Consider the following 21,874-nt stretch of genomic DNA (forward strand, 5'->3'; position numbering starts at 1 on the left):
CCGCTCAGTCCTCGGCGCCCTGCCACAGGTCGGGGCCGAAGACCTCGTAGTGGACGGCGGACGCGGGCACGCCCGCCGCCAGCAGCTGCGTCCGGGCGCTGCGCAGGAAGGGCAGCGGGCCGCACAGGTAGGCCGTGGTGCCCGCGGGAACGGTGATGCGGGAGAGGTCGGCCAGGCCCGTGCGGTCGGCGGGGTGCGGGCCCTGCGGGTGCTCGTACCAGACGTGGGCCTCGGCGTCGGGCAGCTTGCCGACGAGCTGCTCCAGCTCGGAGCGGAAGGCGTGCGTGGACTCGCTGCGGTCGGCGTGCACGACGACGACGCGGCTCTGCGCACCGGTGGCGGCCAGGTGGTCGAGCATGCCGATCATGGGCGTGCAGCCGATGCCGGCCGATGCCAGCAGGACGGGGGAGTCGTCGTCGGCCAGGGTCACGTCGCCGAAGGGGACGCTCACCACCAGCTCGTCGCCCACCTCGACGGCCGCGTGCAGGTGGCCGGAGACCTCGCCGGCCACCTCGCCGGCCACGCGCTTGACGGAGAACTGCAGGGCGTCCTCCGGGAAGCCGGAGATGCTGTACTGACGTATCTGCCGCGCCCCGTCGGGAAGGGTGACGCGGACGGAGACGTACTGCCCCGGCCGGGGCGCGGGCACCGGGCGGCCGTCGAGGGGGCGCACGACGAAGGTGGTCACGTCGGCCGTCCCGGTGTGCCGGGCGACGACCCGGCAGGGCAGCCACACGTCGCCGGCGGCCCGTCCGGCCTCCTCGTACAGCCGGGTCTCCAGCGCGATGAGGGCGTGTGCCATCAGCCAGTACACCTCGTCCCAGGCGGCCGCGACCTCCTCGGTGACGGCCTCGCCCAGGACCTCGACGACGGCGGCGAAGAGGTGGTGGTGGACGACCTTGTACTGCTCGGCGGTGATGCCCAGCGACGCGTGCTTGTGCGCGATGCGCGAGAGCAGCGCGTCGGGACGCTCGTCGGGGTGCTCCAGGAGCGCGGTGGCGAAGCCGGCCACGGCTCCGGCGAGGGCCTGCTGCTGACTGCCTACGGCCTGGTTGCCCCGGTTGAACAGGTCGCGCTGCAGCTCGGGGTGCGCGGTGAACAGGCCGGTGTAGAAGCGTGAGGTGATCTCGCCGAGGGCGCCCGCGACCGCGGGCAGCGTGGCACGGACGGTGCCGGCCGACTTCGGGGACAGCATGGAGGCTCCTTTGACGCCGTGAAGTGGTATTCAAGAGTCGTATTTAAGGGTGCGTGCAACTCCCGCCCGGGAGAGGGTGTTTCGAAAGGTGTGTCAGGAGGTGTTCTCGCGGGCGGGGCCCGTGCCCAGGGTCAGCAGGACCGGTCCGGTCGGCGGGCCCGTCAGTTCCTCGACCGTGATCGGGTCGAGGGCCGCGAAGAACGCCTCCTGTGCCGCCCGCAGGGCGCCGCGCAGCCGGCATGCCCCGCGCAGCGGGCACGGGGGCTCGTCCTCGCAGCCGACGACGTCGCCGGTGCCCTCCAGTTCCCGTACCAGCCGCCCCACCGAGCCCAGGCGCCCGGCCGTGGTCAGGGTCAGGCCGCCGCCGCGGCCCCGGCGGGCCTCGACGACGCCCAGGTGCTGCAGCCGGCTGACGACCTTGGCCGCGTGGGTGTACGGCACGTCGATCGCGGCCGCCACCTCACGGGTGGTCGGCGCCTCGTCGTCGCGGGCCACGGCCAGGCGCATGGCGATGCGCAGGGCGATGTCGGTGCTCTTGGTCAGTCGCACGCTCACGATTCTAGCTAATTGGCATTTCGGAGTCGCATTAAGGGGGTGCTGGGGACGGGGCTCCTGGAAGTGGGGTATCCACCCCGTACTGATCGGTAGCCGGATTGACAGGCGGTAACCCGGCGGGGAGTCTGAACCCTCGCATGATCGGTTCGATCATCAACCATGCACGATTCCCTCACCTTTGGAGCAATTTGTGGCACAGCGCGAACGCAGTGCGCGAAACGGGAGAGTACTGGCGGCACTCGGTGCGGCAACGGCCCTGACGGCGGTGGCGACCGGCCCCGCGACGGCGGCCGACGCGACCGGGTACGCCAGTGGCGCGCGCTACGTCGCCCTCGGCGACTCCTACACCTCCGGTCCCGGCATCCCCCAGCAGAGCGGCGGCGACTGCGCCCGCTCCAGCGTCAACTACCCCTCCCTGACGGCCGCCGCCCTGAAGGTCTCCGCCTTCAAGGACGTCAGCTGCAGCGGCGCGACGACCGACGACATGTGGCGCACCCAGGGGGAGAACGCCCCCCAGCTCGACGCCCTCGGCAAGCGGACCCGCCTGGTCACCGTGGGCATCGGCGGCAACGACATCGGCTTCGGCACGATCATCGGCACCTGCGCCCAGCTGTCGGCGAGCGACCCCGCCGGAGCGCCCTGCAAGAAGCAGTACACCGCGCCCGACGGCGGCGACCAGCTCGCGCAGCGCATCAACGACGCCGCCCCCAAGATCGCCCGCGTGCTGCAGGCCGTGCACCAGCGCGCCCCCTACGCCGACGTCGTCCTGGTCGGCTACCCGTCGATCATGCCCGACAGCGGCACGTCCTGCTTCCCGGCCGTGCCCATCGCCGCCGGCGACGCCACCTACCTGCGCGACACCGAGCAGCGCCTGAACGCCATGCTCCAGGAGCAGGCCCGCGCGGCGCACGTCCACTACGCCGACACCTACGGCCCCACCGTCGGCCACGACGTGTGCACCCCGGCCGCGGACCGTTGGATCGAGGGCGCCAACCCCGAGAGCCCCGCCGCCCCCTTCCACCCCAACGCCAAGGGTGAACAGGCCATGGCCGGCGCGGTGCTGAAGGAGCTGCGCGGCCACTGAGCCGATGACCTGTCGGCGGACGGGCCGTGCCGGTAGGCTCCGGGGCCCGTCCGCCCCATCGGGGTTGATGCCGACGAAACGGAGGCAGAGATGGCAGATCCGGCCCTCGCAAGACCGGCCGCCCGCCGGCCCCGACCCCCCGTCCGGCGCCGCAGACTGCCGGTCCTGGTCGCGACCGTCGCACTGATCGCCGGCGCGGCCGTACCCGCCGCCGCGGGCACCGCACCCGCGCCCGTGCGTACGCCCGCCAAGGCCTCCGTCGCCGTCGGCTACGGCGGCGCGGTGGCCAGCGTGGACCCCGACGCCTCCGCCGCCGGCATCGACGTGCTGCGCAAGGGCGGCAACGCCGTCGACGCGGCCGTGGCCACCGCCGCCGCCCTCGGGGTGACCGAGCCCTACTCGGCCGGCATCGGCGGGGGCGGCTACTTCGTCCACTACGACGCCCGCACCCACAAGGTCGCCACCATCGACGGCCGGGAGCGCGCGCCGCTGAGCGCCACCGACCGGCTGTTCCTGGAGAACGGCCGACCCCTGCCCTTCGCCGACGCGGTCACCAGCGGCCTGAGCGTCGGCACCCCCGGCACGCCCGCCACCTGGCAGGCCGCCCTGCGCAGCTGGGGCAGCCGCCCGCTCGCCCAGCTCCTCGAACCCGCCCGGCGCCTGGCCCACGACGGCTTCACCGTCGACGCCACCTTCGCCCGGCAGACCGCCGACAACCAGGACCGCTTCAAGGACTTCCCCGACACGGCCCGGATCTTCCTGCCCGGCGGCCGGCCCCCGGCCGTCGGCTCGACCCTGCGCAACCCCGACCTCGCCCGCACCTACCAGGAGCTGCAGCAGCACGGCGTGGACGCGCTCTACGAGGGCGCCATCGGCCGCGACCTCGTCCGCACCGTGCGCAAACCCCCCGTCGCCCCCGGCTCCGGGCGCGTCGCCCGCCCCGGCGACCTGACGGAGAAGGACCTGCGCTCCTACGCCGTCGAACGGCGCAGCCCCACCCGGGCCTCCTACCGCGGCCTGGACGTCTACGGCATGCCGCCCTCCTCCTCCGGCGGCACCACCGTCGCCGAGGCGCTGAACATCCTGGAGAACGACGACCTCCAGGACGTCGACCAGGCCACCTACCTGCACCGCTACCTCGAAGCCAGCCGGATCGCCTTCGCCGACCGCAACCGGTGGGTCGGCGACCCCGCCTTCGAGGACGTCCCCGTGCGGGGCCTGACCTCCCAGCGGTTCGCAGACGCGCGCGCCTGCCTCATCCGCGACGACGCCGTGCTCACCAGCCCGCTCGCCCCCGGCGACCCCCGCCGGCCGGGCACGGGCTGCGACGCGTACGGCACGGCCGCGCCCACGCCGTACGAAGGGGAGAACACCACCCACCTGACGACGGCCGACAAGTGGGGCAACGTCGTCTCCTACACCCTCACCCTGGAGCAGACCGGCGGCAGCGGCATCACCGTGCCCGGGCGCGGCTTCCTCCTCAACAACGAGTTGACGGACTTCTCCTTCACCCCCGTCAGCCCCGGCACCCACGACCCCAACCTGCCCGGGCCCGGCAAGCGGCCCCGCTCGTCGATGGCACCCACGATCGTCCTGGACGACGGCAGGCCGGCCTTCGCCCTCGGCTCACCGGGCGGCGCCACGATCATCACCACCGTGCTGCAGACCCTGCTGAACCACGTCGACCGCGGCATGCCGCTCGTCGACGCCATCGCCGCGCCGCGCGCCAGCCAGCGCAATGCGGCGGCCACCGAGCTGGAGCCGGGACTGTGGAACAGCCCGCTGCGCGGCCGGCTGGAGGCCAAGGGCCACGTGTTCAAGGAGAATCCGGAGATCGGCGCCGCCACCGGTATCCAGCGGCTGCCGGACGGCCGCTGGCTCGCCGCGGCCGAGCGCACCCGCCGCGGGGGCGGCTCGGCGATGGTGGTGCGACCGGCCGACTGACCGGCCGACTGACCGGCCGGCGCGTGAGGTCCATCCCCCACACGGGCGAACCGACCGACGGTACCGGTTCCTCCGCTCAGGTCCGGGAGAGACGACAGGCATAGGGCTGCCGTCCCACCCGGACCGACCCGCCGGACGGGCCCCGGGCGCCCGGGCAGGGCGCCGGCGGCCGTGGCGATCACATCGGCCGTACTGGCCCTGCTGGCCGTAGGCGTGACAGGGCTCGCGGTCGGTGCCCCCACCGCACACGCGGCCTCGCGCCGTGCAGGCACCGTGCGTCCCCTTGCCCTGCGACCGGGTGCTGCGGGCTCGAGTGCCGTGCGCGCGCATGCCGTGCGCTCGGGTCTCGTGCGCTGCTCCCTCGGGGCCTACCTCAGCGGAACGGTGCTCTCCGGGCGGTGGACGGTGCACGGCGGCGACCCGGCCGTGGCCGAGCGGTTCCATCACCGCGGCGCACTGGTGGCGTTCGTGCTCCACGTCCTGGCGGCCGGGGCGATGGTGGGATACGTGGCCCTCACCGGCTGGCGGGCCGGCAGCGACGGTTTTCCACAGGTTCTGCGACGGTCTTGCCACGCGCTGTGACGGGTCCTACGGTCGCTTGCACACGCGGATCTTCGCTTGCCGTGTGTCCGTCCGGCTGACGCCCCGGCTGAGGAGCTGCTTGTGACCGACGTTCTCCGCGCAGCACTGGTTCAGGCGACCTGGACCGGCGACACCGAGTCCATGATCGCCAAGCATGAGGAGCACGCCCGTGCCGCCGCGGCGCAGGGCGCCAAGGTGATCGGCTTCCAGGAAGTGTTCAACGCGCCCTACTTCTGCCAGGTACAGGAGAGCGAGCACTTCCGCTGGGCCGAGCCGGTGCCCGACGGGCCCACCGTCCGCCGGATGCAGGACCTCGCCCGCGAGACCGGCATGGTGATCGTCGTGCCGGTCTTCGAGGTCGAGCAGCCGCACGTGTTCTACAACACCGCGGCCGTCATCGACGCCGACGGCAGCTACCTCGGCAAGTACCGCAAGCACCACATCCCCCAGCTCAAGGGGTTCTGGGAGAAGTACTACTTCAGGCCCGGCAACCTCGGCTGGCCCGTCTTCGACACGGCCGTCGGCCGCATCGGGGTCTACATCTGCTACGACCGCCACTTCCCCGAGGGCTGGCGGGCCCTCGGCCTCGCCGGTGCCCAGCTGGTCTACAACCCCTCGGCCACCTCGCGCGGCCTGTCCGCCCACCTGTGGCGACTGGAGCAGCCGGCCGCGGCCGTCGCCAACGAGTACTTCGTCGCCGCCATCAACCGCGTCGGCCGCGAGGAGTACGGGGACAACGACTTCTACGGCACCTCCTACTTCGTCGACCCGCGCGGGCAGTTCGTCGGCGAGGTGGCCGGCGACAGCAAGGAGGAGCTCGTCGTGCGCGACCTCGACCTCGGCCTGATCGACGAGGTCCGCCGGCAGTGGGCCTTCTACCAGGACCGCCGGCCCGACGCCTACGAAGGGCTGGTGCAGCCGTGACGACCTCCGTTGCCTCGCTCCACGACCGGCACCGGGCCGTCATGCCGCAGTGGCTCGCCCTGTACTACCGCGAGCCGCTCGAGATCACCCACGGCGAGGGCCGCCACGTCTGGGACGCCCACGGCCGGCGCTACCTGGACTTCTTCGGCGGCATTTTGACCACCATGACCGCCCACGCCCTGCCCGAGGTCACCAAGGCCGTCGCCGAACAGGCCGGGCGCATCCTGCACACCTCCACCCTCTACCTCGACCGGCACATGGTCGAGCTGGCCGAGCGCATCGCCGCCCTGTCCGGCATCCCCGACGCCCGGGTCTTCTTCACCACCTCCGGTACCGAGGCGAACGACGCCGCCCTGCTCCTGGCCACCACGTACCGGCGCTCCAACCAGATCCTGGCCATGCGCAACGGCTACCACGGCCGATCCTTCTCCACCGTCGCCATCACCGGCAACAGCGCCTGGTCGCCCACCAGCCTCTCGCCGCTGCAGACGCTCTACGTCCACGGCGGCGTGCGCAGCCGCGGCCCCTACGCCCACCTCGACGACGCCGGGTTCATCGACGCCTGCGTCGCGGACCTTCAGGACGTCCTCGGGCAGGCGCACGGCACCGTCGCCGCGCTCGTCGCCGAACCGGTGCAGGGCGTCGGCGGGTTCACCGCCCCGCCCGACGGGCTCTACGCCGCCTTCCGCGAGGTGCTGGCCGAGCGGGGCATCCTGTGGATCAGCGACGAGGTGCAGACCGGCTGGGGCCGCACCGGCGACCACTTCTGGGGCTGGCAGGCCCATGGCGCGAGCGGCCCGCCCGACCTGCTCACCTTCGCCAAGGGCATCGGCAACGGCATGTCCGTCGGCGGCGTCGTCGCCCGCGCCGAGGTCATGAACTGCCTGGGCGCCAACTCCATCTCCACCTTCGGCGGCAGCCCCGTCACCATGGCGGCCGGCCTCGCCAACCTCACCTACCTGCTGGAGCACGACCTGCAGGGCAACGCCCGCCGCGTCGGCGGCCTGCTGATCGAGCGGCTGCACGCCCTGACCGCCGGCCTGCCCGTTGTCCGGGAGGTGCGCGGCCGCGGCCTGATGATCGGTATCGAGCTCGCCGGCCCGGACGGCACCCCCTCGCCCGAGGCCGCCTCCCTCGCCCTCGAACACGCCCGCGAGCTGGGCCTGCTCGTCGGCCGGGGCGGGCGCGAGGGCAACGCCCTGCGCATCGCCCCGCCCCTGACGCTCACCGTGGCCGAGGCCGAGGAGGGCGCGACGGCCCTCGGCGAGGCCCTGCGCCGCACCCAGCAGGACCTCGACGGGAAGGCCGGATCATGACCCGCACCCTCATCCGCGGCGGGCTCGTCATCACCGCCGCCGAGGAGACGAGCGCCGACGTCCTCGTCGAGGACGGCCGCATCGCCGCCCTGGCGGCCCACGGCAGCGCCTGCGCCGGGAGTTGGACGGCCGAGCGCACCATCGACGCCACCGGCAAGTACGTCGTGCCGGGCGGCGTCGACGCCCACACCCACTTCGACCTCCCCTTCGGCGGCACCGCCTCGTCCGACACCTTCGCCACCGGCACCCGCGCCGCCGCCTGGGGCGGCACCACCACCGTCGTCGACTTCGCCGTGCAGCAGCGCGGCGGGGCCCTGCGCGAGGGGCTCGACGCCTGGCACGCCAAGGCCGAGGGGCAGTGCGCGATCGACTACGCATTCCACATGATTCTCTCCGACGTCAACGAGGCCACCCTCAAGGAGATGGACCACCTCGTCTCCGAAGGCTGCACCTCGTTCAAGCTGTTCATGGCCTACCCGGGGGTCTTCTACAGCGACGACGGGCAGATCCTGCGCGCCATGCAACGGGCCGCCGCCAACGGCGGGTTGATCATGATGCACGCCGAGAACGGCATCGCCATCGACGTCCTCGTCGAACAGGCCCTGGCCGCCGGCCGCACCGATCCCCGCTACCACGGCGAGGTGCGCAGGGCCCTGCTGGAGGCCGAGGCCACCCACCGGGCCGTCGCCCTGGCCCGCGTCGCCGGCAGCCCCCTGTACGTCGTGCACGTCTCGGCCCAGGAGGCCGTCGCCGAGCTCGCCCGGGCCCGCGCCCTGGACCTGCCCGTCTTCGGCGAGACCTGCCCGCAGTACTTGTTCCTCTCCTCCGACCGGCTCGCCGAGCCCGGCTTCGAGGGCGCCAAGTACGTCTGCTCCACCCCGCTGCGGCCCGAGGAGCACCAGGCCGCGCTGTGGCGGGCCCTGCGCACCGACGACCTGCAGGTGGTCTCCACCGACCACTGCCCGTTCTGCTTCAGCGGGCAGAAGGAGCTCGGTCGCGGCGACTTCTCCAAGATCCCCAACGGTCTGCCCGGCGTGGAGCACCGGATGGACCTCCTCCACCAGGCCGTCGTCGAGGGCCGCATCACACGCCGCCGCTGGATCGAGCTCGCCTGCGCCGCCCCCGCCCGCATGTTCGGCCTCGCCCCCCGCAAGGGCACCCTCGCCCCCGGGGCCGACGCCGACGTCGTCGTCTACGACCCGCACGCCCGCCAGACGCTCTCCGCCACCACGCACCACATGAACGTCGACTACTCGGTCTACGAGGGCAAACAGATCACCGGACGGGTGGAGACCGTCCTCTCCCGCGGCGAGGTCGTCCTCGACCGCGGCACGTTCACCGGCCGCGCCGGACACGGGCGTTACCTGCCCCGCACCACCTGCCAGTACGTCATGTAAGGAGCACACCGCACGTGGACTTCGGCCTCGTCCTGCAGACCGACCCGCCCGCCACCGCCGTCGTGGAGCTCATGCGCCGCGCCGAACGCGCCGGCTTCACGCACGGCTGGACGTTCGACTCGGCCGTGCTGTGGCAGGAGCCCTTCGTCATCCACAGCCGCATCCTGGAGCACACCGAGCGCCTGATCGTCGGCCCGATGGTGACCAACCCCTCCACCCGCACCCCGGAGGTCACCGCCTCCACGTTCGCCACCCTCAACGACATGTACGGCAACCGCACCGTGTGCGGCATCGGCCGCGGCGACTCCGCCATGCGCGTCGCCGGCCGCCGGCCCAACACCCTCGCCGCGCTCAGCACCTCCATGCGCATCATCCGCGACCTCGCCGAGGGGCGGGAGACCGACGTCGGCGGCAGCACCCTGCGCATCCCCTGGGTGCGCGACGGCAGGCTCCCCGTCTGGATGGCCGCCTACGGGCCCAAGGCGCTGGCCCTGGCCGGCCGGGAGGCCGACGGCTTCATCCTCCAGCTCGCCGACCCCTACCTGACCGAGTGGATGATCAAGGCGGTGCGCACCGCCGCGGAGGACGCCGGCCGCGACCCGAACTCCCTGACCATCTGCGTCGCCGCCCCCGCCTACATCGGCGACGACCTCGCCCACGCGCGCGAGCAGTGCCGCTGGTTCGGCGGCATGGTCGGCAACCACGTCGCCGACCTCGTCGCCCGCTACGGCGAGCACTCGGCGGCGGTGCCGGAGGCGCTCACGGCGTACGTCAAGCAACGCCAGGGCTACGACTACAGCCACCACGGCCGCGCCGGGAACCCGTCGACGGACTTCGTTCCGGACGAGATCGTGGACCGCTTCTGCCTGCTCGGCCCGGCCGAGGCCCACATCGAACGCCTGGGCGCGCTACGGGAGCTGGGGGTGGACCAGTTCGCGGTGTACGCGATGCACGATGCGAAGGAGGCGACGATCGACGCGTACGGCGAGCGGGTGCTGCCGGCGCTGGCGTGAGCCTGCGGTCGCCGGACGGCCCGACGAAGCCGGCCCGTCCGGGGCCCGCCGCAGGCCCCCTACGGCACGCGCGCCGTCCACTCCTGCGTGGCGAACTTCGTCGCCGCCAGTTCCTCGGCGCGCGCCATCTCCTCGGCCGTCACCGCCCCCGCGGTCAACCCGTACCGCCCCCGGAACGTCCCCACCATCCGCTCGATCACCGCTTCCCGCGACAGCCCCGTCTGCCGTCGCAGCGGATCCACCCGCTTCTTCGCGCTCTTCGTGCCCTTGTCCGACAGCTTCTCGCGCCCGATGCGCAGCACGTCGAGCATCTTGTCCGCGTCGATGTCGTAGGCCATCGTCACGTGGTGCAGCACCGCGCCGCCGCCCGCGACCATCCGCTTCTGCGCCGCGCCCGCGATCTTCCCGGCGTCCGTGGCGATGTCGTTGAGCGGCTGGTACCAGGCCTTGACGCCCATGTCGCCGAGGGCCGCCAGCACCCAGTCGTCGAGATATGCGTAGCTGTCGGTGAAGGACAGGCCCTGCACGAGGGCCTCGGGCACGGACAGCGAGTAGGTGATGGTCGATCCGGGTTCGATGAACATGGCTCCGCCACCGGAAATGCGGCGCACCACCGTCATGCCGTGCCGGGCCGCGCCCTCGGGGTCGACCTCGTTGCGCAGGGACTGGAAGCTGCCGATGACGACGGCCGGCGCGCCCCATTCCCACACCCGCAGCGTCGGCGGCCGCCGTCCCGCGGCGACCTCCGCGGTGAGGACCTCGTCGAGGGCCATGTGCAGGGCGGGGGACTGGGGGCCGTCGTGGATGAGCTGCCAGTCGTAGTCGTGCCAGTCGGTGGCGTTGGCCAGCGCCCGGCGCACCGCCACGCCCACGGCCTCCGACGAGAAGCCGAACATCACCGTCCCCTCGGGCAGCGCCGCATCGATCCGGGCGGCCAGCTCAGGCGCGGGCAGGTCCGCGTCGGCCCCTTCCAGGGCGCGGTTGATGTCGAGCAGGGCCTCGTCCGGCTCCAGGAAGAAGTCCCCGGCCACCCGCACGTCACGCAGCGCTCCGTCGCGGACCTCCAGGTCCACCACGACGAGCTTGCCGCCCGGCACCTTGTACTCCCCGTGCACTGCGCACCCTCCAGAAACATGCCGCTGAGCCGGCCCCAGTGGCGGATACAGTCACCGTACGTGCCGAGGACGCCTGGCGGTGCGGCTGGAGGTGCTGTCAGTGCCCGGGGAACGGATCATCGCACTCGCGGCTGACAGCCCGTCCATGGCTCAGCGTTCGCGGAACCCGCCGAGGAAGCGGCGGAAGACGCCGCCCTCCCGGGGCAGCGGGTCGGACGGCGGTGGGGCCGTGGGCCGCTCGCGGGCGATCGGCTGGTCGTAGTCGGCCCGGACGATCGCATCGACGGTCCGGTCGACGTCGAAGTCCTCGGAACCCTCGATGCACGGCACGAAGCCGACCAGGACGCCGTCCCGCATCACCTGTGCTTCCAGGCCGGCCGTGTCGTCGGTGTCCCACAGCGCCTCACGGCCGTCATGCAGGACCACGCGCACACCGATCCGGTAGACGCCCTCACGGGCCAGGTGGGCATCCGTGCCCCGCTGCCGCAGCGCGTCCACGACGTGAAGCGCTCGCTTCTCGTCCATGCGGCCACGATAACGCCGAGGGCCCTCGCAGAGCTGCCCGAGCGACGCCGGCGCGACCCGCCTCCGGCCGGAGGCGGTCTTGCCGTCGGCCGTCCCTTCTGCCTTGGTGGACTCATGTTCACCACGCGTCCGACGCTGCAGGGCACCTTCGGCATGGTGTCCTCCACCCACTGGCTGGCCTCGCAGTCCGCGATGGCGGTGCTGGAGAGCGGTGGCAACGCCTTCGATGCCGCCGTGGCGGCCGCTTTCGTGCTGCACGTCGTCGAGCCGCACCTCAACGGTCCGGCCGGTGAGGTGGTGGCGGTGCTGGCACCTGCCGGTGGGCCCGTGCGGGTGCTGTGCGGTCAGGGTCCCGCCCCTGCCGGGGCGAGCGCGGCGCACTACACCTCGCTCGGCCTGGATCGCGTGCCCGGCACCGGTCCGCTCGCCGCGGCCGTGCCCGGCGCGTTCGACGCCTGGATGCTGTTGCTGCGCGACCACGGCACCAAGTCGCCGGCCGAGGTGCTGGAGTACGCCATCGGCTACGCCGAGCGCGGTCACGCCCCGGTCGAGGGGGTCGGCGCGGCGGTCGGCGCGGTGCAGCCGCTGCTGACCGGCGAGCCGGAGTGGGCGGCCTCCGCGGCCCTGTACCTGCCCGGCGGCAGCCCGCCGCGCCCCGGCGAGCTGCTGCGCAACCCACGGCTTGCGGCCACCTGGCGCCGCCTGGTCATCGAGGCGGAGGGCGCGGCGCGGGCCGGTGCCGCCACCGGCGGCGGCCGCGAGGCACGCATCGAGGCGGCCCGCCGCATCTGGCGGGAGGGTTTCGTCGCCGAGGCCCTGCTGCGCACCGCCGCCCGCCCCACCCTGGACACCAGCGGCGAGCGGCATGCGGGCACCCTCGCCGGTGAGGACCTCGCCCGCTACCGCGCCGCCTTCGAGGAGCCCGTCACCCACGACTGGCACGGCTGGACCCTGTGCAAGGCCGGCCCCTGGTCCCAGGGCCCGGTCCTGGCCCAGCAGCTCGCCCTGCTGCCGGACCCCGGCGAACTCGGCCCCGGCGAACTCGGCTCCGCAGAATTGCGCCCCGGCACACCGGAGTACGTCCACCTGCTGATCGAGGCGAGCAAGCTGGCCATGGCCGACCGCGAGGCGTGGTACGGCGACGCCACCGGCGACGTACCGCTCGCCACGCTGCTCTCCGGCGACTACAACGCCCGCCGTCGCGCGCTGATCGGCGAGCGCGCCTCGTACGCCCTGCGCCCGGGCAGCCCCGGGGGGCGCGTCCCGCGCATCGCCCGCCACGAGGTGAGCGACGGGCCCGTCCCCGATGCGGCACCGGCCCTGGGAGCGGGGGAGCCCGTGGTCGCCGCGGACGGCGCCACCCGCGGCGACACCTGTCACCTCGACGTCGTCGACCGCTGGGGCAACATGATCTCGGCCACGCCCAGCGGCGGCTGGCTGCAGTCCAATCCCGTCGTCCCCGAGCTCGGCTTCCCGCTGGGCACCCGGCTGCAGATGACCTGGCTGGAGGCCGGGCTGCCGAACTCCCTGACCCCGGGCCGCCGCCCCCGCACCACCCTCAGCCCCTCCCTGGCCCTGCGCGGCGGCGAGCCCGTCCTGGCCTTCGGCACCCCGGGCGGCGACTGCCAGGACCAGTGGCAGCTGCACTTCTTCCTCGCCCTCGCGCTGCGCCCGCCGGTGCGCGGCGGCCCGGACCTGCAGGGCGCGATCGACGCCCCGAACTGGCACCAGGAAGCCTTTCCCGGCTCCTTCCACCCGCGCACCGCCCGGCCCGGAGCCGTCACCGTCGAGTCCCGGCTGGGCGGGGCCGTGATCGAGGCCCTGCGTGCCCGCGGCCACCGGGTGACCGTCGGCGCGCCCTGGTCGGAGGGCCGGCTGTGCGCGGTGGCCCGTGATCCGCGGACGGGCGTGCTCTTCGCCGCCGCCAATCCCCGGGGCATGCAGGGCTACGCCACCGGGCGCTGAGCGCGGCCCCGCCGGCCCGGGCGTTCACGGGCGCTTCATGGTGCGGCCCCTGGGCCGTCACCGCTTGTCGGCGGGGCGTGGTTCGATTGTTCGTATGGTTCACATGGTCGACACGTTCCTCGCAGGTGATCTGAGCGACGTCGAGGAGGTCATCCGCAAAGCGGCCGCCACCGAGATCGTGCCCCGCTTCCGGCAGCTGGGGGCCGACGAGATCATCGAGAAGAACGGTCCGCACGATCTGGTCACCGTCGCCGACCGGCTCGCCGAGGAGCAGCTGACCTGTGCCCTGACCGCCCTGCTGCCCGGCTCCGTCGTGGTCGGCGAGGAGGCCGTGCACGCCGACCCGACCGTGCTGACCTCTCTCGGCGGCGAGGCGCCGGTGTGGATCGTCGACCCCGTCGACGGCACCCGCCAGTTCGTCCACGGCGACCCCGGCTTCGCCACCCTGGTCTGCCTGGCCCACCGCGGCGAGCTGCTCGCCTCCTGGACGTACGCGCCCGCGCTCGACCGGCTCGCCGTCGCCCGGCGCGGCGGGGGCGCGCTGCTGGACGGCGTGCCGCTGCGCTGCGGCTCGCCCGAGCCCGGGAGCCCGCTGCGGGTGGCCACCTCGCACTTCGACTTCACCACCGACGAGGAGAAGCGCGTCCTGGCCACGCTGCACACCGAGGGCGTCGCCCCGCGGCCCTGCGGTTCGGCGGGCCTGGAGTATCTGCACATCGCCCAGGGGTCGTTGGATTCGGTCGCCTTCTCCTGGGAAAATCCTTGGGATCACGCCGCGGGTCTGCTGCTGGTCGCCGAGGCCGGCGGGGCGAGCGGCACGGTGGCGGGCGAGCCGTTCCGCATCACCGGCGGCAACGCCCTGCCGTTCAGTGCCGCGCGGGACGAGGAGACCCTGCGGCATATCCTGGGGCTGCTGGCGTCCGCCGGCTGACACGGCCTCAGCCGGGGCCCGTGCACGACGAGGGGAGTCGGCGAAGTGGCCACCATGCTCGACGCGGTCGTAGTGGGCGCCGGTCCCAACGGGCTGACCGCCGCGGTCGAACTGGCCCGCCGGGGCCTGTCCGTCGAGGTGTTCGAGGCCGCCGACGCCGTCGGCGGCGGCGCCCGCACCGAGGAGCTGACCCTGCCGGGCTTCCGGCACGACCCCTGCTCGGCCGTGCACCCCCTGGGGGTGCGCTCGCCGGCGTTCACCGCCATGCCGCTGGAGCGGCACGGCCTGGAGTGGGTCCACCCCGACCTGCCGATGGCCCATCCGTTCGACGACGGCACGGCCGCCGTGCTCTCCCGCTCCATCGGTGAGACCGCTGCCTCGTTCGGACCGCGGGACGCCGGCGCCTACCGCAGGCTGCTCGCGCCCTTCCGCGGCCACTGGGACACCCTCGCCGCCGATTTCCTGCGTCCCCAGTGGGACGGCCTGCCCCGCGACCCGGTCACCTACGCGCGCTTCGGCATGGTCGCGGCCCAGTCCGCCGCCCTGTTGGCGAAGACCCGCTTCCACGACGAGAAGGCCCGCGGCCTGCTCGCCGGCCTGGCCGCCCACGGCATCGCCCCGCTCACCGGCTTCGGCAGCGGCGGCATGGCCCTGATGTTCGCGCTGGCCGCCCACGAGTGCGGCTGGCCGGTGCCGCGCGGCGGCTCCCAGTCGATCGCCGACGCCCTCGCCTCGTACCTGCGCGAGCTCGGCGGCGTGGTGCACACCGGCTTCGAGGTCAAGCACCTCGACGACCTGCCGCCCGCCCGCGCCTTCGTCTTCGACACCTCCCCGACCGCCCTCGCCCGGATCGCGGGGCTGGGCCGGGCGTACGAGGGCGTCCGCTACGGCCCCAGCGTCTTCAAGATCGACTACGCGCTGTCCGAGCCCGTGCCCTGGACCGCCGAGCCCGCCCGCCGCGCCGGCACCGTGCACATCGGCCCGACGTACGGGGAGATCCGCGAGGCCCTGCGCGCAGCCCTCGAGGGGGACGACCCCGCCGTCCCCTTCCTCATCACCGCCCAGCCCACGATCGCCGACCCCACCCGGGCCCCCGAGGGCCGGCACACCTTCTGGGTGTACGGACATGTGCCCAACGGCTGGGAGGGCGACGCCACCGAGGTGATCGAGCGCCAGATCGAGCGCTTCGCGCCGGGCTTCACCGACGTGGTGCTGGCCCGCGCGACCGCCGGCCCCCCGTCGCTCGCCGCCCGCAACGCCAACTACGTCGGCGGCGACATCGCCATCGGATCGGTGGCCGGGCTGCGGCTGCTCGTGCGGCCCAAGCTCGCCCGCGTCCCGTACGCCACTTCCCACCCGGCGGTCTACCTCTGCTCCTCCGCGACCCCCCCGGGACCGGGCGTGCACGGCATGTCGGGCCACCACGCCGCCCGCGCCGTGTGGCGGCGGCTGAGCTCGGCCTGAGCCGTCCTCAGGCAGCGGCCAGCCGCTCCAGCAGCGCGGGCAGCGCCGTGCCGATGGGCTCGCGCACGACCTCGTCCGCCCGCTCGTCGTACGGTGTCGGCTCGGCGTTGACGACGATCAGCCGTGCCCCGTGGTCGGCCGCCACCCCGGCCAGGGCCGCGGCCGGATGCACGGTCAGGCTGGTGCCGACGGCGACGAGGACGGTGCACGCCTTGGCCACGGCCACCGCCTCGGCGAGCACCATCGGGTCCAGGCGCTCCCCGAACATCACCGTCGCCGACTTCAGGATGCCGCCGCACTGCGTACAGGCCGGATCCGGATCACCGGCGGCCACGCGCTCCAGCGCCTCCTCCATCGACGAGCGCGCGTGGCAGCGGGTGCACACCACCGCCCGGGCGGTGCCGTGCAGCTCCAGCACCTTGCGCTCGGGCATGCCGGCCATCTGGTGCAGCCCGTCCACGTTCTGGGTGATCACGCGCACGGGCACCCCGGAGCGCTCCAGGCGCACCACCGCCTCGTGCGCGGCGTTCGGCCGCGCCGTCAGGGTGGGGGCGTCGCCGCGCATCCGCCAGGAACGGCGGCGGATCTCCGGGTCGGACATGTAGTACGCGTACGTGACGAGCTTCTCGGCCTCCGGGTCGCGCCGCCACAGGCCGTTCGGCCCACGGTAGTCGGGGATGCCGGAGTCGGTGGAGATCCCCGCCCCGCTGAGGATCGCCACGAGGGGCTTTGCGGTCATGCCCGCGAGCGTACGGGCGCCGCGCCGCCGGGGCACCCGACTTTTGCCGCCGGGCGGCGAGGTGTCAGCGCGGGCCCTCGTCCCCGCGCTCGCGGGCGCTCTCGGCGACCCGGCGCAGCCGGTGGTGGCGCACCGGCCCCTGCCCGGTCATGGCGTCACCGACCATCGTGCGCAGCGCGTCCCGCAGCCCGTGCAGGGCGTGGTGCCGGGCGGGCCCCGCGCCGGGGTCCTCCCGCAGCTCCGACAGCAGTGCCCCGCACAGGGCCAGCATCACCAGCACGAACGGCAGCGCCACGAGGATCGTCGCCGACTGCAGCGACGTCAGTCCGCCGGCCACCAGCAGCACCGCCGCGACCGCGGCCATCAGCACCCCCCACACCACCACCAGCCAGGTGCGCGGATGCAGGGCGCCGCGGCTGGTCAGCGAGCCCATCACCAGCGAGGCGGAGTCCGCGCTGGTGATGAAGTACGTCATCACCAGCGCCATCGCGATCCAGGAGGTGAGCGTGGCCAGCGGCAGCGTGTCCAGCAGCGCGAACAGCGACGCCTCCGCCCCCTCCTTGACCGTGCCGGCCATGTCGGCCGTCCCCGTCATGTCCAGCCGCAGCGCGCTGCCGCCCATCACGCAGAACCACACCACCGTCGCCCCGCTGGGCACCAGCAGCACGCCCACGAGGAACTCCCGGATCGTGCGGCCCCGGGAGATGCGGGCGATGAACGTGCCCACGAAGGGCGCCCAGGACAGCCACCAGGCCCAGTAGAAGACCGTCCACGCCCCGAGCCACGCCGGGTCGGTGAAGGCGCCGGTGCGGGTGGCCATCGTGACCAGGTCGGAGAGGTAGCCGCCGGTGGCGGAGGGGATGGCGTTGAGGACGAAGACGGTCGGCCCGAGCAGGAAGACGAAGACCATCAGGCACGCGGCCAGCGCGATGTTCAGCGTGCTCAGCCACTTGACGCCCTTGTGCAGCCCGGAGAAGGCCGAGAGCACGAAGGCGGCCGACAGCACGGCGATGATGACCAGTTCCAGCGCCGTGGAGTCCTTCGTCCCGGTGGTGATGTTCAGCCCCTTGGCGACCTGCAGCGCGCCCAGGCCGAGGCTGGTCGCCGTGCCGAAGACGGTGGCGAGGACGGCCAGCAGGTCGATCACCCGGCCCGGCCAGCCGGCTGCCCGCTCCTCGCCGAGCAGTGGCACGAACACCGAACTGAGCCGGTTGCCGCGGCCCTTGCGGAAGCCGGCGTAGGCCAGGGCGAGACCGGACATGCCGTAGATCGCCCACGGGTGCAGCGTCCAGTGGAAGAACGAGTACTCCAGCGCCGTCCGGGCGGCCGCGGGCGAACCGGCCGAGACGCCACTGCCCGGGGGAGGGGTGACGAAGTGCTGCAGGGGCTCGCCCACCCCGTAGAACATCAGACCGATTCCCATGCCCGCGCTGAACATCATCGCGATCCAGGCCAGATTGCCGAACTCCGGCTGGTCGCCGTCCGCTCCGAGCCTGATCCGCCCGAACCGGCTCACCGCGATCACCAGGCACAGCACGAGGAAGACATCGGCCGCGGTGACGAAGAGCCAGGCGAAGTTCGACAGCACCCAGCCCAGCGCCGCCGTCGACACCCGCTCGAACGAGTGCTTTCCCAGCGCCGCCCACCCCACCACCGCCAGCACCGCGGCCCCGCCGATGACGACCAGGGGCGGGTCGGGGGCCTCGTCCTCGGACGCGCGGGAGCCGGTGACCTCGGGGCTCTGGGTGCTCATGGCGCCCCACTATGCCCGGGATGGGGGTGAATGGCCGCCCTGGCACGCCGCCGCCGTTGACGTGGGGCGCATCGATCGGTGTCCCTATGCTGCTCGCATGACGGATATCCGGGAAATGACGGCTGCGCGCAGGGTGCTGCGCCGTGGCAGGAACGGGGCGAGGGCCGTGTCCGCGGGCAGGAGCAGGATCGTGGCGTGGGTTTTCGCCGTCTCCGTCGCCGTCCTGACCGTGAGCGTCGTCGTCGACTGGGCACGGGGTGAAGGGTTCAAGTGGACCGTTGCGGCCCTGCTGCTGATGCTCGGGCCGTCCGCGGCGGACGAGGTGCTGCGGGCGCACGGCAGACAGCGGGCGGCCGGCCGGGCCCGTACCGTCTCCCACTGGATGGTGCTGCCCGCCGGGGCCGTCCTGTGGGCGGGTCTGGTCGGCGGCTGGTCCAGGGGCGAGGAGACCCCCTGGCTCCCGTTCGCGGCTGCGGTGCTGATCGTGCTCGCCACCGCGGTGAGGGCCGTCGCGGTCGTCCTGGGCAGGCGCCGCGCGGCATCGGCGTCCTGAGGACGGGCTCCGCGGCCGGATCCTGAGGGCCGGTTCCGAGGGCCGGTTCCGAGGCCTGGTTCCGAGGCCGGCGGGGCCATTACCTCTGCGGTAATCGCCCCGTACGGGCGTTTCCCGGCAAGGTGAGGGCAGTGCTTCCCCGGACCCGCGCACTCGGGTCCGGGGGAGCCGGCAGATCCGTCACCGAACCCGTGGGGAGCCACCGCCATGTCGCAGTACGAGACCGCCGTCGCCCGCTACTTCGCCGCCTGGAACGCCGCCGGGCCCGTCGCCCTGAAGCAGGCCGTCGCCGACGCGTGGAGCGAGGACGGGGCCTACATCGACCCGCTCGCGGACGTCAGCGGACACGAGGGGATCGCCGGCCTCATCGCCGGGGTCCACGAGCAGTTCCCCGGACACGAGTTCCGGCTCACCGGAGACGTCGACGGGCACCACGGCATCGCGCGCTTCTCCTGGGAGCTCGTCTCGGTGGCCGACGGGTCGGCGCCCGTCGCCGGGTCGGACGTCGTCACCCTCGCCGAGGATGGTCGCCTGCGCACGGTGCTGGGCTTCCTGGACCGGGTGCCGGCTGTGTGAGGCCCTGCAGGAACGCGGCCGTCCCCGGGTCGGCGGGCAGGAACGCCTCGAGTGCCAGCTCGGAGACGGTCACGTCCATCGGTGTGTTGAACGTCGCGATGGTCGAGACGAACGACAGCTCCCGGCCCGCGTGCTCGATCACCATCGGCAGCGCGAACGAGGGCCGGCCCGTCTCCCCGGCGCCCGTGCGCACCCCGCCGCGCCCGGGTACGGGGTACGCGCTGACCTCGTCGTACAGCTCACGCAGCGCTGCCGAACGCAGCAGGGCGAGCTGACGCTCCATCTGGTGGAGCAAGTGGCCCCGCCACTCGGGCAGGTTGACGATGCGCGGGGCCAGGCCCTCGGGGTGCAGGGCCAGGCGCATGGCGTTCAGCGGGGACGCGAGCAGGTGCGGCGCCACGCCCTCCAGCAGCATCGCGATGCCGCTGTTGGCGGCGACCACCTGGTAGGTGCCGTCCACGACCAGGGCCGGGAACGGCTCGTAGCCGTGCAGCAGCCGCTCCAGCCCCTCGCGCACGCCCGCCAGGGCCGGGTCGTCCAGCGGCCGCTCGGGATACTGCGGGGCGTAACCGGCCGCCACCAGCAGCGCGTTGCGCTCGCGCACCGGCACCTCCAGGCGGTCGGCGAGCCGCAGCACCATCTCCCGGCTCGGCGTGGAGCGGCCGGTCTCGATGAAACTGATGTGCCGCGCCGAGGAGTCGGCGCGCAGCGCGAGCTCCAGCTGGCTGATCCGCCGTCGGTCGCGCCATTCGCGCAGCAGCGAGCCCACGGTGGGGGTGGTGGGGGCGTACGGGACAGTCGTCATGCCCCGACCGTAAACCGCACGCCCCCCGGCCGAATCAGCGACCGCAGAAGGGCGGGATGATGTTCTTGTGGGCCACCCAGCCACGGGTGCCCTTGCCGAGACCGCCCTTGCTCTTCTCCTTCAGCTGGACGTAGTCCCAGCCGCCGGACGAGCGCAGGATGCGGATCGGGTCGCCGAAGTACAGCTGCCCGATGACCCCGCCCGAGGTGCTCGCCTTGGTGCGCAGCCGGGTGCCGTCGGTGTAGATCATGGCGTTGTCCTCGTGGCACGCCGAGGCGGCCCGCACGGCCTGCGGGGCGGCCGCGGGGCCGGCCGCCTGCGCCGGGGCGGCCATGGCGGCCGTGGCGCCGATGACGGCGGCGGTGGTGAGCGCGAGGGATATGCGTCGCACGGTTCCTCCGAGGGTGGTTCTTCGCCGCGACGTCTGCCACGGCGGTGATCAGCTTAGGAGGCGTGGATCGACCAGCCGGCGGCGATCTTGTCACGTCCCTGTCACAACCTCCCGGCCCCCGGGCCGCCTTGCGCGCCATTCGTGGGCGCGTGCGGCGCGTGTGCGCCGCGACGACGATGCGCTGCCACCGCGCCGGCCGGGGCGCGACGTCCGTACAACCGTGCGCCCCGCGCCTGCGCCCTGGCCCCCTGTTCATCTGATGTCAGGATGAAAAGAGAAATAAGCCATTGTCGACTCCCCTGCGGGAGGCCCGTCATGACGCCCGCACCGCCCACCCCGTCCCCGGACCGGCCGCCCACCCGCGGTGCAACGGTGCCCGGACACCTGGCCGTCATCCTCGACGGCAACCGCCGCTGGGCCGAGGGCCGCAACCGCCCGCTGGCCGACGCCTACGAGGCCGGCGCCGAGCGCGTCCGGGAACTGCTGACCTGGAGCGAGGAGGCCGGCATCCGGTTCGTGACCGTGTGGGCGCTCTCCCGCGACAACCTGTGCCGGCCGCCCCGGCTGGTGGAGGAGATCGTCCAGGCCATCATCAAGGGCCTGTGGCGCATGGCGGCCGAGGCACGCTGGCCGATCAAGGTGACGGGCTCCCTCGACCTGCTCCCGCACACCGAACAGGCCGACGCCCTGCGCTCGGTGGAGCGCCGCACCGCGGACGCCCCCGGCAGCGTCCTGACAGTGGCCGTCGCCTACGACGGCCGCCGCGACATCGTCGCCGCGGCCGCCCGCGCCTCCCGGCACCCGGCCGCCGAGATCACCGAGGACCTGCTGGCGTCCTACCTCTCCACCGCCGGTCACCCCGACATCGACCTGCTCATCCGCACCTCGGGCGAGATGCGCCTGTCCGGCTTCATGCCCTGGCAGAGCGCCCACGCGGAGCTGTACTTCACCCCCGTGTGCTGGCCCGACTTCGACCGCACCCAGTTCGACCGGGCGCTCGCGGCCTATGCGGAGCGCGACCGTCGGTACGGTCTCTGAGGGGGGATG

General features: G+C 73.5%; 21 protein-coding genes. 13 read left to right on the top strand and 8 right to left on the bottom strand.

The genetic code is table 11. From position 1 onward, the window contains the following. Nucleotides 1-4: 4 nt before the first annotated feature. Both AB0K17_RS05265 and AB0K17_RS05270 read right to left on the bottom strand, forming a co-directional pair. On the bottom strand, nucleotides 5-1,195 hold the full coding sequence (locus AB0K17_RS05265; protein WP_365982141.1) for a globin domain-containing protein: 1,191 nt from the start codon (nucleotides 1,193-1,195) through the stop codon (nucleotides 5-7). Between the two features lie 93 nt (nucleotides 1,196-1,288). Then, entirely contained in the window at nucleotides 1,289-1,744 is a 456-nt protein-coding gene (locus tag AB0K17_RS05270; RefSeq protein ID WP_365982142.1) for an Rrf2 family transcriptional regulator, read from the bottom strand. Between the two features lie 196 nt (nucleotides 1,745-1,940). Between AB0K17_RS05270 and AB0K17_RS05275 the strand changes: the two genes are divergently transcribed. The 7 genes from AB0K17_RS05275 (at nucleotide 1,941) to AB0K17_RS05305 (ending at nucleotide 10,010) form a co-directional block, all read left to right on the top strand. Then, nucleotides 1,941-2,834 (top strand): SGNH/GDSL hydrolase family protein, encoded by an 894-nt coding sequence (locus AB0K17_RS05275; protein ID WP_365982143.1) that lies wholly within the window; start codon nucleotides 1,941-1,943, stop codon nucleotides 2,832-2,834. Between the two features lie 90 nt (nucleotides 2,835-2,924). Next, nucleotides 2,925-4,778, top strand: a complete 1,854-nt coding sequence (gene ggt / locus AB0K17_RS05280; protein WP_365982144.1) for a gamma-glutamyltransferase — start codon at nucleotides 2,925-2,927, stop codon at nucleotides 4,776-4,778. 318 nt (nucleotides 4,779-5,096) lie between these two features. Then, nucleotides 5,097-5,360, top strand: coding sequence for a hypothetical protein (locus AB0K17_RS05285; RefSeq protein ID WP_365982145.1), 264 nt, complete (start codon nucleotides 5,097-5,099; stop codon nucleotides 5,358-5,360). 81 nt (nucleotides 5,361-5,441) lie between these two features. Then, nucleotides 5,442-6,284, top strand: a complete 843-nt coding sequence (locus AB0K17_RS05290) for a nitrilase-related carbon-nitrogen hydrolase (protein ID WP_365982146.1) — start codon at nucleotides 5,442-5,444, stop codon at nucleotides 6,282-6,284. A gap of 41 nt (nucleotides 6,285-6,325) precedes the next feature. Beyond that, on the top strand, nucleotides 6,326-7,600 hold the full coding sequence (locus AB0K17_RS05295; protein WP_365982238.1) for an aspartate aminotransferase family protein: 1,275 nt from the start codon (nucleotides 6,326-6,328) through the stop codon (nucleotides 7,598-7,600). Further along, a complete protein-coding gene (gene hydA, locus AB0K17_RS05300) occupies nucleotides 7,597-8,997 on the top strand; it encodes a dihydropyrimidinase (RefSeq protein ID WP_365982147.1) in 1,401 nt (466 codons plus the stop codon). The genes AB0K17_RS05295 and hydA overlap by 4 nt, the downstream gene beginning before the upstream one ends. Nucleotides 8,998-9,011: 14 nt before the next feature. Next, on the top strand, nucleotides 9,012-10,010 hold the full coding sequence (locus AB0K17_RS05305) for a TIGR03842 family LLM class F420-dependent oxidoreductase (protein ID WP_365982148.1): 999 nt from the start codon (nucleotides 9,012-9,014) through the stop codon (nucleotides 10,008-10,010). Between the two features lie 59 nt (nucleotides 10,011-10,069). On the opposite strand, the gene AB0K17_RS05310 is transcribed toward AB0K17_RS05305, so the two are convergent. Together AB0K17_RS05310 and AB0K17_RS05315 are read right to left on the bottom strand one after the other, a co-directional pair. Then, nucleotides 10,070-11,125: a biotin/lipoate A/B protein ligase family protein gene (locus AB0K17_RS05310; protein WP_365969290.1), complete on the bottom strand. Its 1,056-nt coding sequence runs from the start codon at nucleotides 11,123-11,125 to the stop codon at nucleotides 10,070-10,072. A 150-nt stretch (nucleotides 11,126-11,275) separates the two neighbouring features. Beyond that, nucleotides 11,276-11,650, bottom strand: a complete 375-nt coding sequence (locus AB0K17_RS05315; RefSeq protein ID WP_365982149.1) for a hypothetical protein — start codon at nucleotides 11,648-11,650, stop codon at nucleotides 11,276-11,278. A gap of 114 nt (nucleotides 11,651-11,764) precedes the next feature. Between AB0K17_RS05315 and AB0K17_RS05320 the strand changes: the two genes are divergently transcribed. The 3 genes from AB0K17_RS05320 (at nucleotide 11,765) to AB0K17_RS05330 (ending at nucleotide 16,010) form a co-directional block, all read left to right on the top strand. Beyond that, entirely contained in the window at nucleotides 11,765-13,615 is a 1,851-nt protein-coding gene (locus AB0K17_RS05320; protein WP_365982150.1) for a gamma-glutamyltransferase, read from the top strand. 103 nt (nucleotides 13,616-13,718) lie between these two features. After that, nucleotides 13,719-14,546: an inositol monophosphatase gene (locus AB0K17_RS05325; protein ID WP_365982151.1), complete on the top strand. Its 828-nt coding sequence runs from the start codon at nucleotides 13,719-13,721 to the stop codon at nucleotides 14,544-14,546. A gap of 45 nt (nucleotides 14,547-14,591) precedes the next feature. Beyond that, nucleotides 14,592-16,010, top strand: a complete 1,419-nt coding sequence (locus AB0K17_RS05330; RefSeq protein WP_365982152.1) for an NAD(P)/FAD-dependent oxidoreductase — start codon at nucleotides 14,592-14,594, stop codon at nucleotides 16,008-16,010. Nucleotides 16,011-16,017: 7 nt separating this feature from the next. On the opposite strand, the gene AB0K17_RS05335 is transcribed toward AB0K17_RS05330, so the two are convergent. Continuing rightward, complete coding sequence (locus AB0K17_RS05335) at nucleotides 16,018-16,749, bottom strand: Sir2 family NAD-dependent protein deacetylase (RefSeq protein ID WP_365969285.1); 732 nt, start codon at nucleotides 16,747-16,749, stop codon at nucleotides 16,018-16,020. 64 nt (nucleotides 16,750-16,813) lie between these two features. Beyond that, complete coding sequence (locus AB0K17_RS05340; RefSeq protein WP_365982153.1) at nucleotides 16,814-18,502, bottom strand: BCCT family transporter; 1,689 nt, start codon at nucleotides 18,500-18,502, stop codon at nucleotides 16,814-16,816. Nucleotides 18,503-18,692: 190 nt separating this feature from the next. Between AB0K17_RS05340 and AB0K17_RS05345 the strand changes: the two genes are divergently transcribed. Then, nucleotides 18,693-19,055, top strand: a complete 363-nt coding sequence (locus AB0K17_RS05345) for a hypothetical protein (RefSeq protein WP_365982154.1) — start codon at nucleotides 18,693-18,695, stop codon at nucleotides 19,053-19,055. Between the two features lie 207 nt (nucleotides 19,056-19,262). Next, nucleotides 19,263-19,631 (top strand): nuclear transport factor 2 family protein, encoded by a 369-nt coding sequence (locus AB0K17_RS05350; RefSeq protein ID WP_365982156.1) that lies wholly within the window; start codon nucleotides 19,263-19,265, stop codon nucleotides 19,629-19,631. Here the strand turns inward: AB0K17_RS05350 and AB0K17_RS05355 are convergent. Beyond that, nucleotides 19,564-20,436 (bottom strand): helix-turn-helix transcriptional regulator, encoded by an 873-nt coding sequence (locus AB0K17_RS05355; RefSeq protein WP_365982157.1) that lies wholly within the window; start codon nucleotides 20,434-20,436, stop codon nucleotides 19,564-19,566. The two genes, AB0K17_RS05350 and AB0K17_RS05355, sit on opposite strands and share 68 nt — an antisense overlap. Before the next feature lie 34 nt (nucleotides 20,437-20,470). Then, on the bottom strand, nucleotides 20,471-20,827 hold the full coding sequence (locus AB0K17_RS05360) for an SH3 domain-containing protein (RefSeq protein ID WP_365982158.1): 357 nt from the start codon (nucleotides 20,825-20,827) through the stop codon (nucleotides 20,471-20,473). Between the two features lie 315 nt (nucleotides 20,828-21,142). Between AB0K17_RS05360 and uppS the strand changes: the two genes are divergently transcribed. Beyond that, a complete protein-coding gene (gene uppS / locus AB0K17_RS05365; protein WP_365982159.1) occupies nucleotides 21,143-21,865 on the top strand; it encodes a polyprenyl diphosphate synthase in 723 nt (240 codons plus the stop codon). The last annotated feature ends 9 nt before the right edge of the window (nucleotides 21,866-21,874 follow it).

The organism is Streptomyces sp. NPDC049585, assembly GCF_040675615.1.
GTDB classification, from domain to species: domain Bacteria; phylum Actinomycetota; class Actinomycetes; order Streptomycetales; family Streptomycetaceae; genus Streptomyces; species Streptomyces luteosporeus.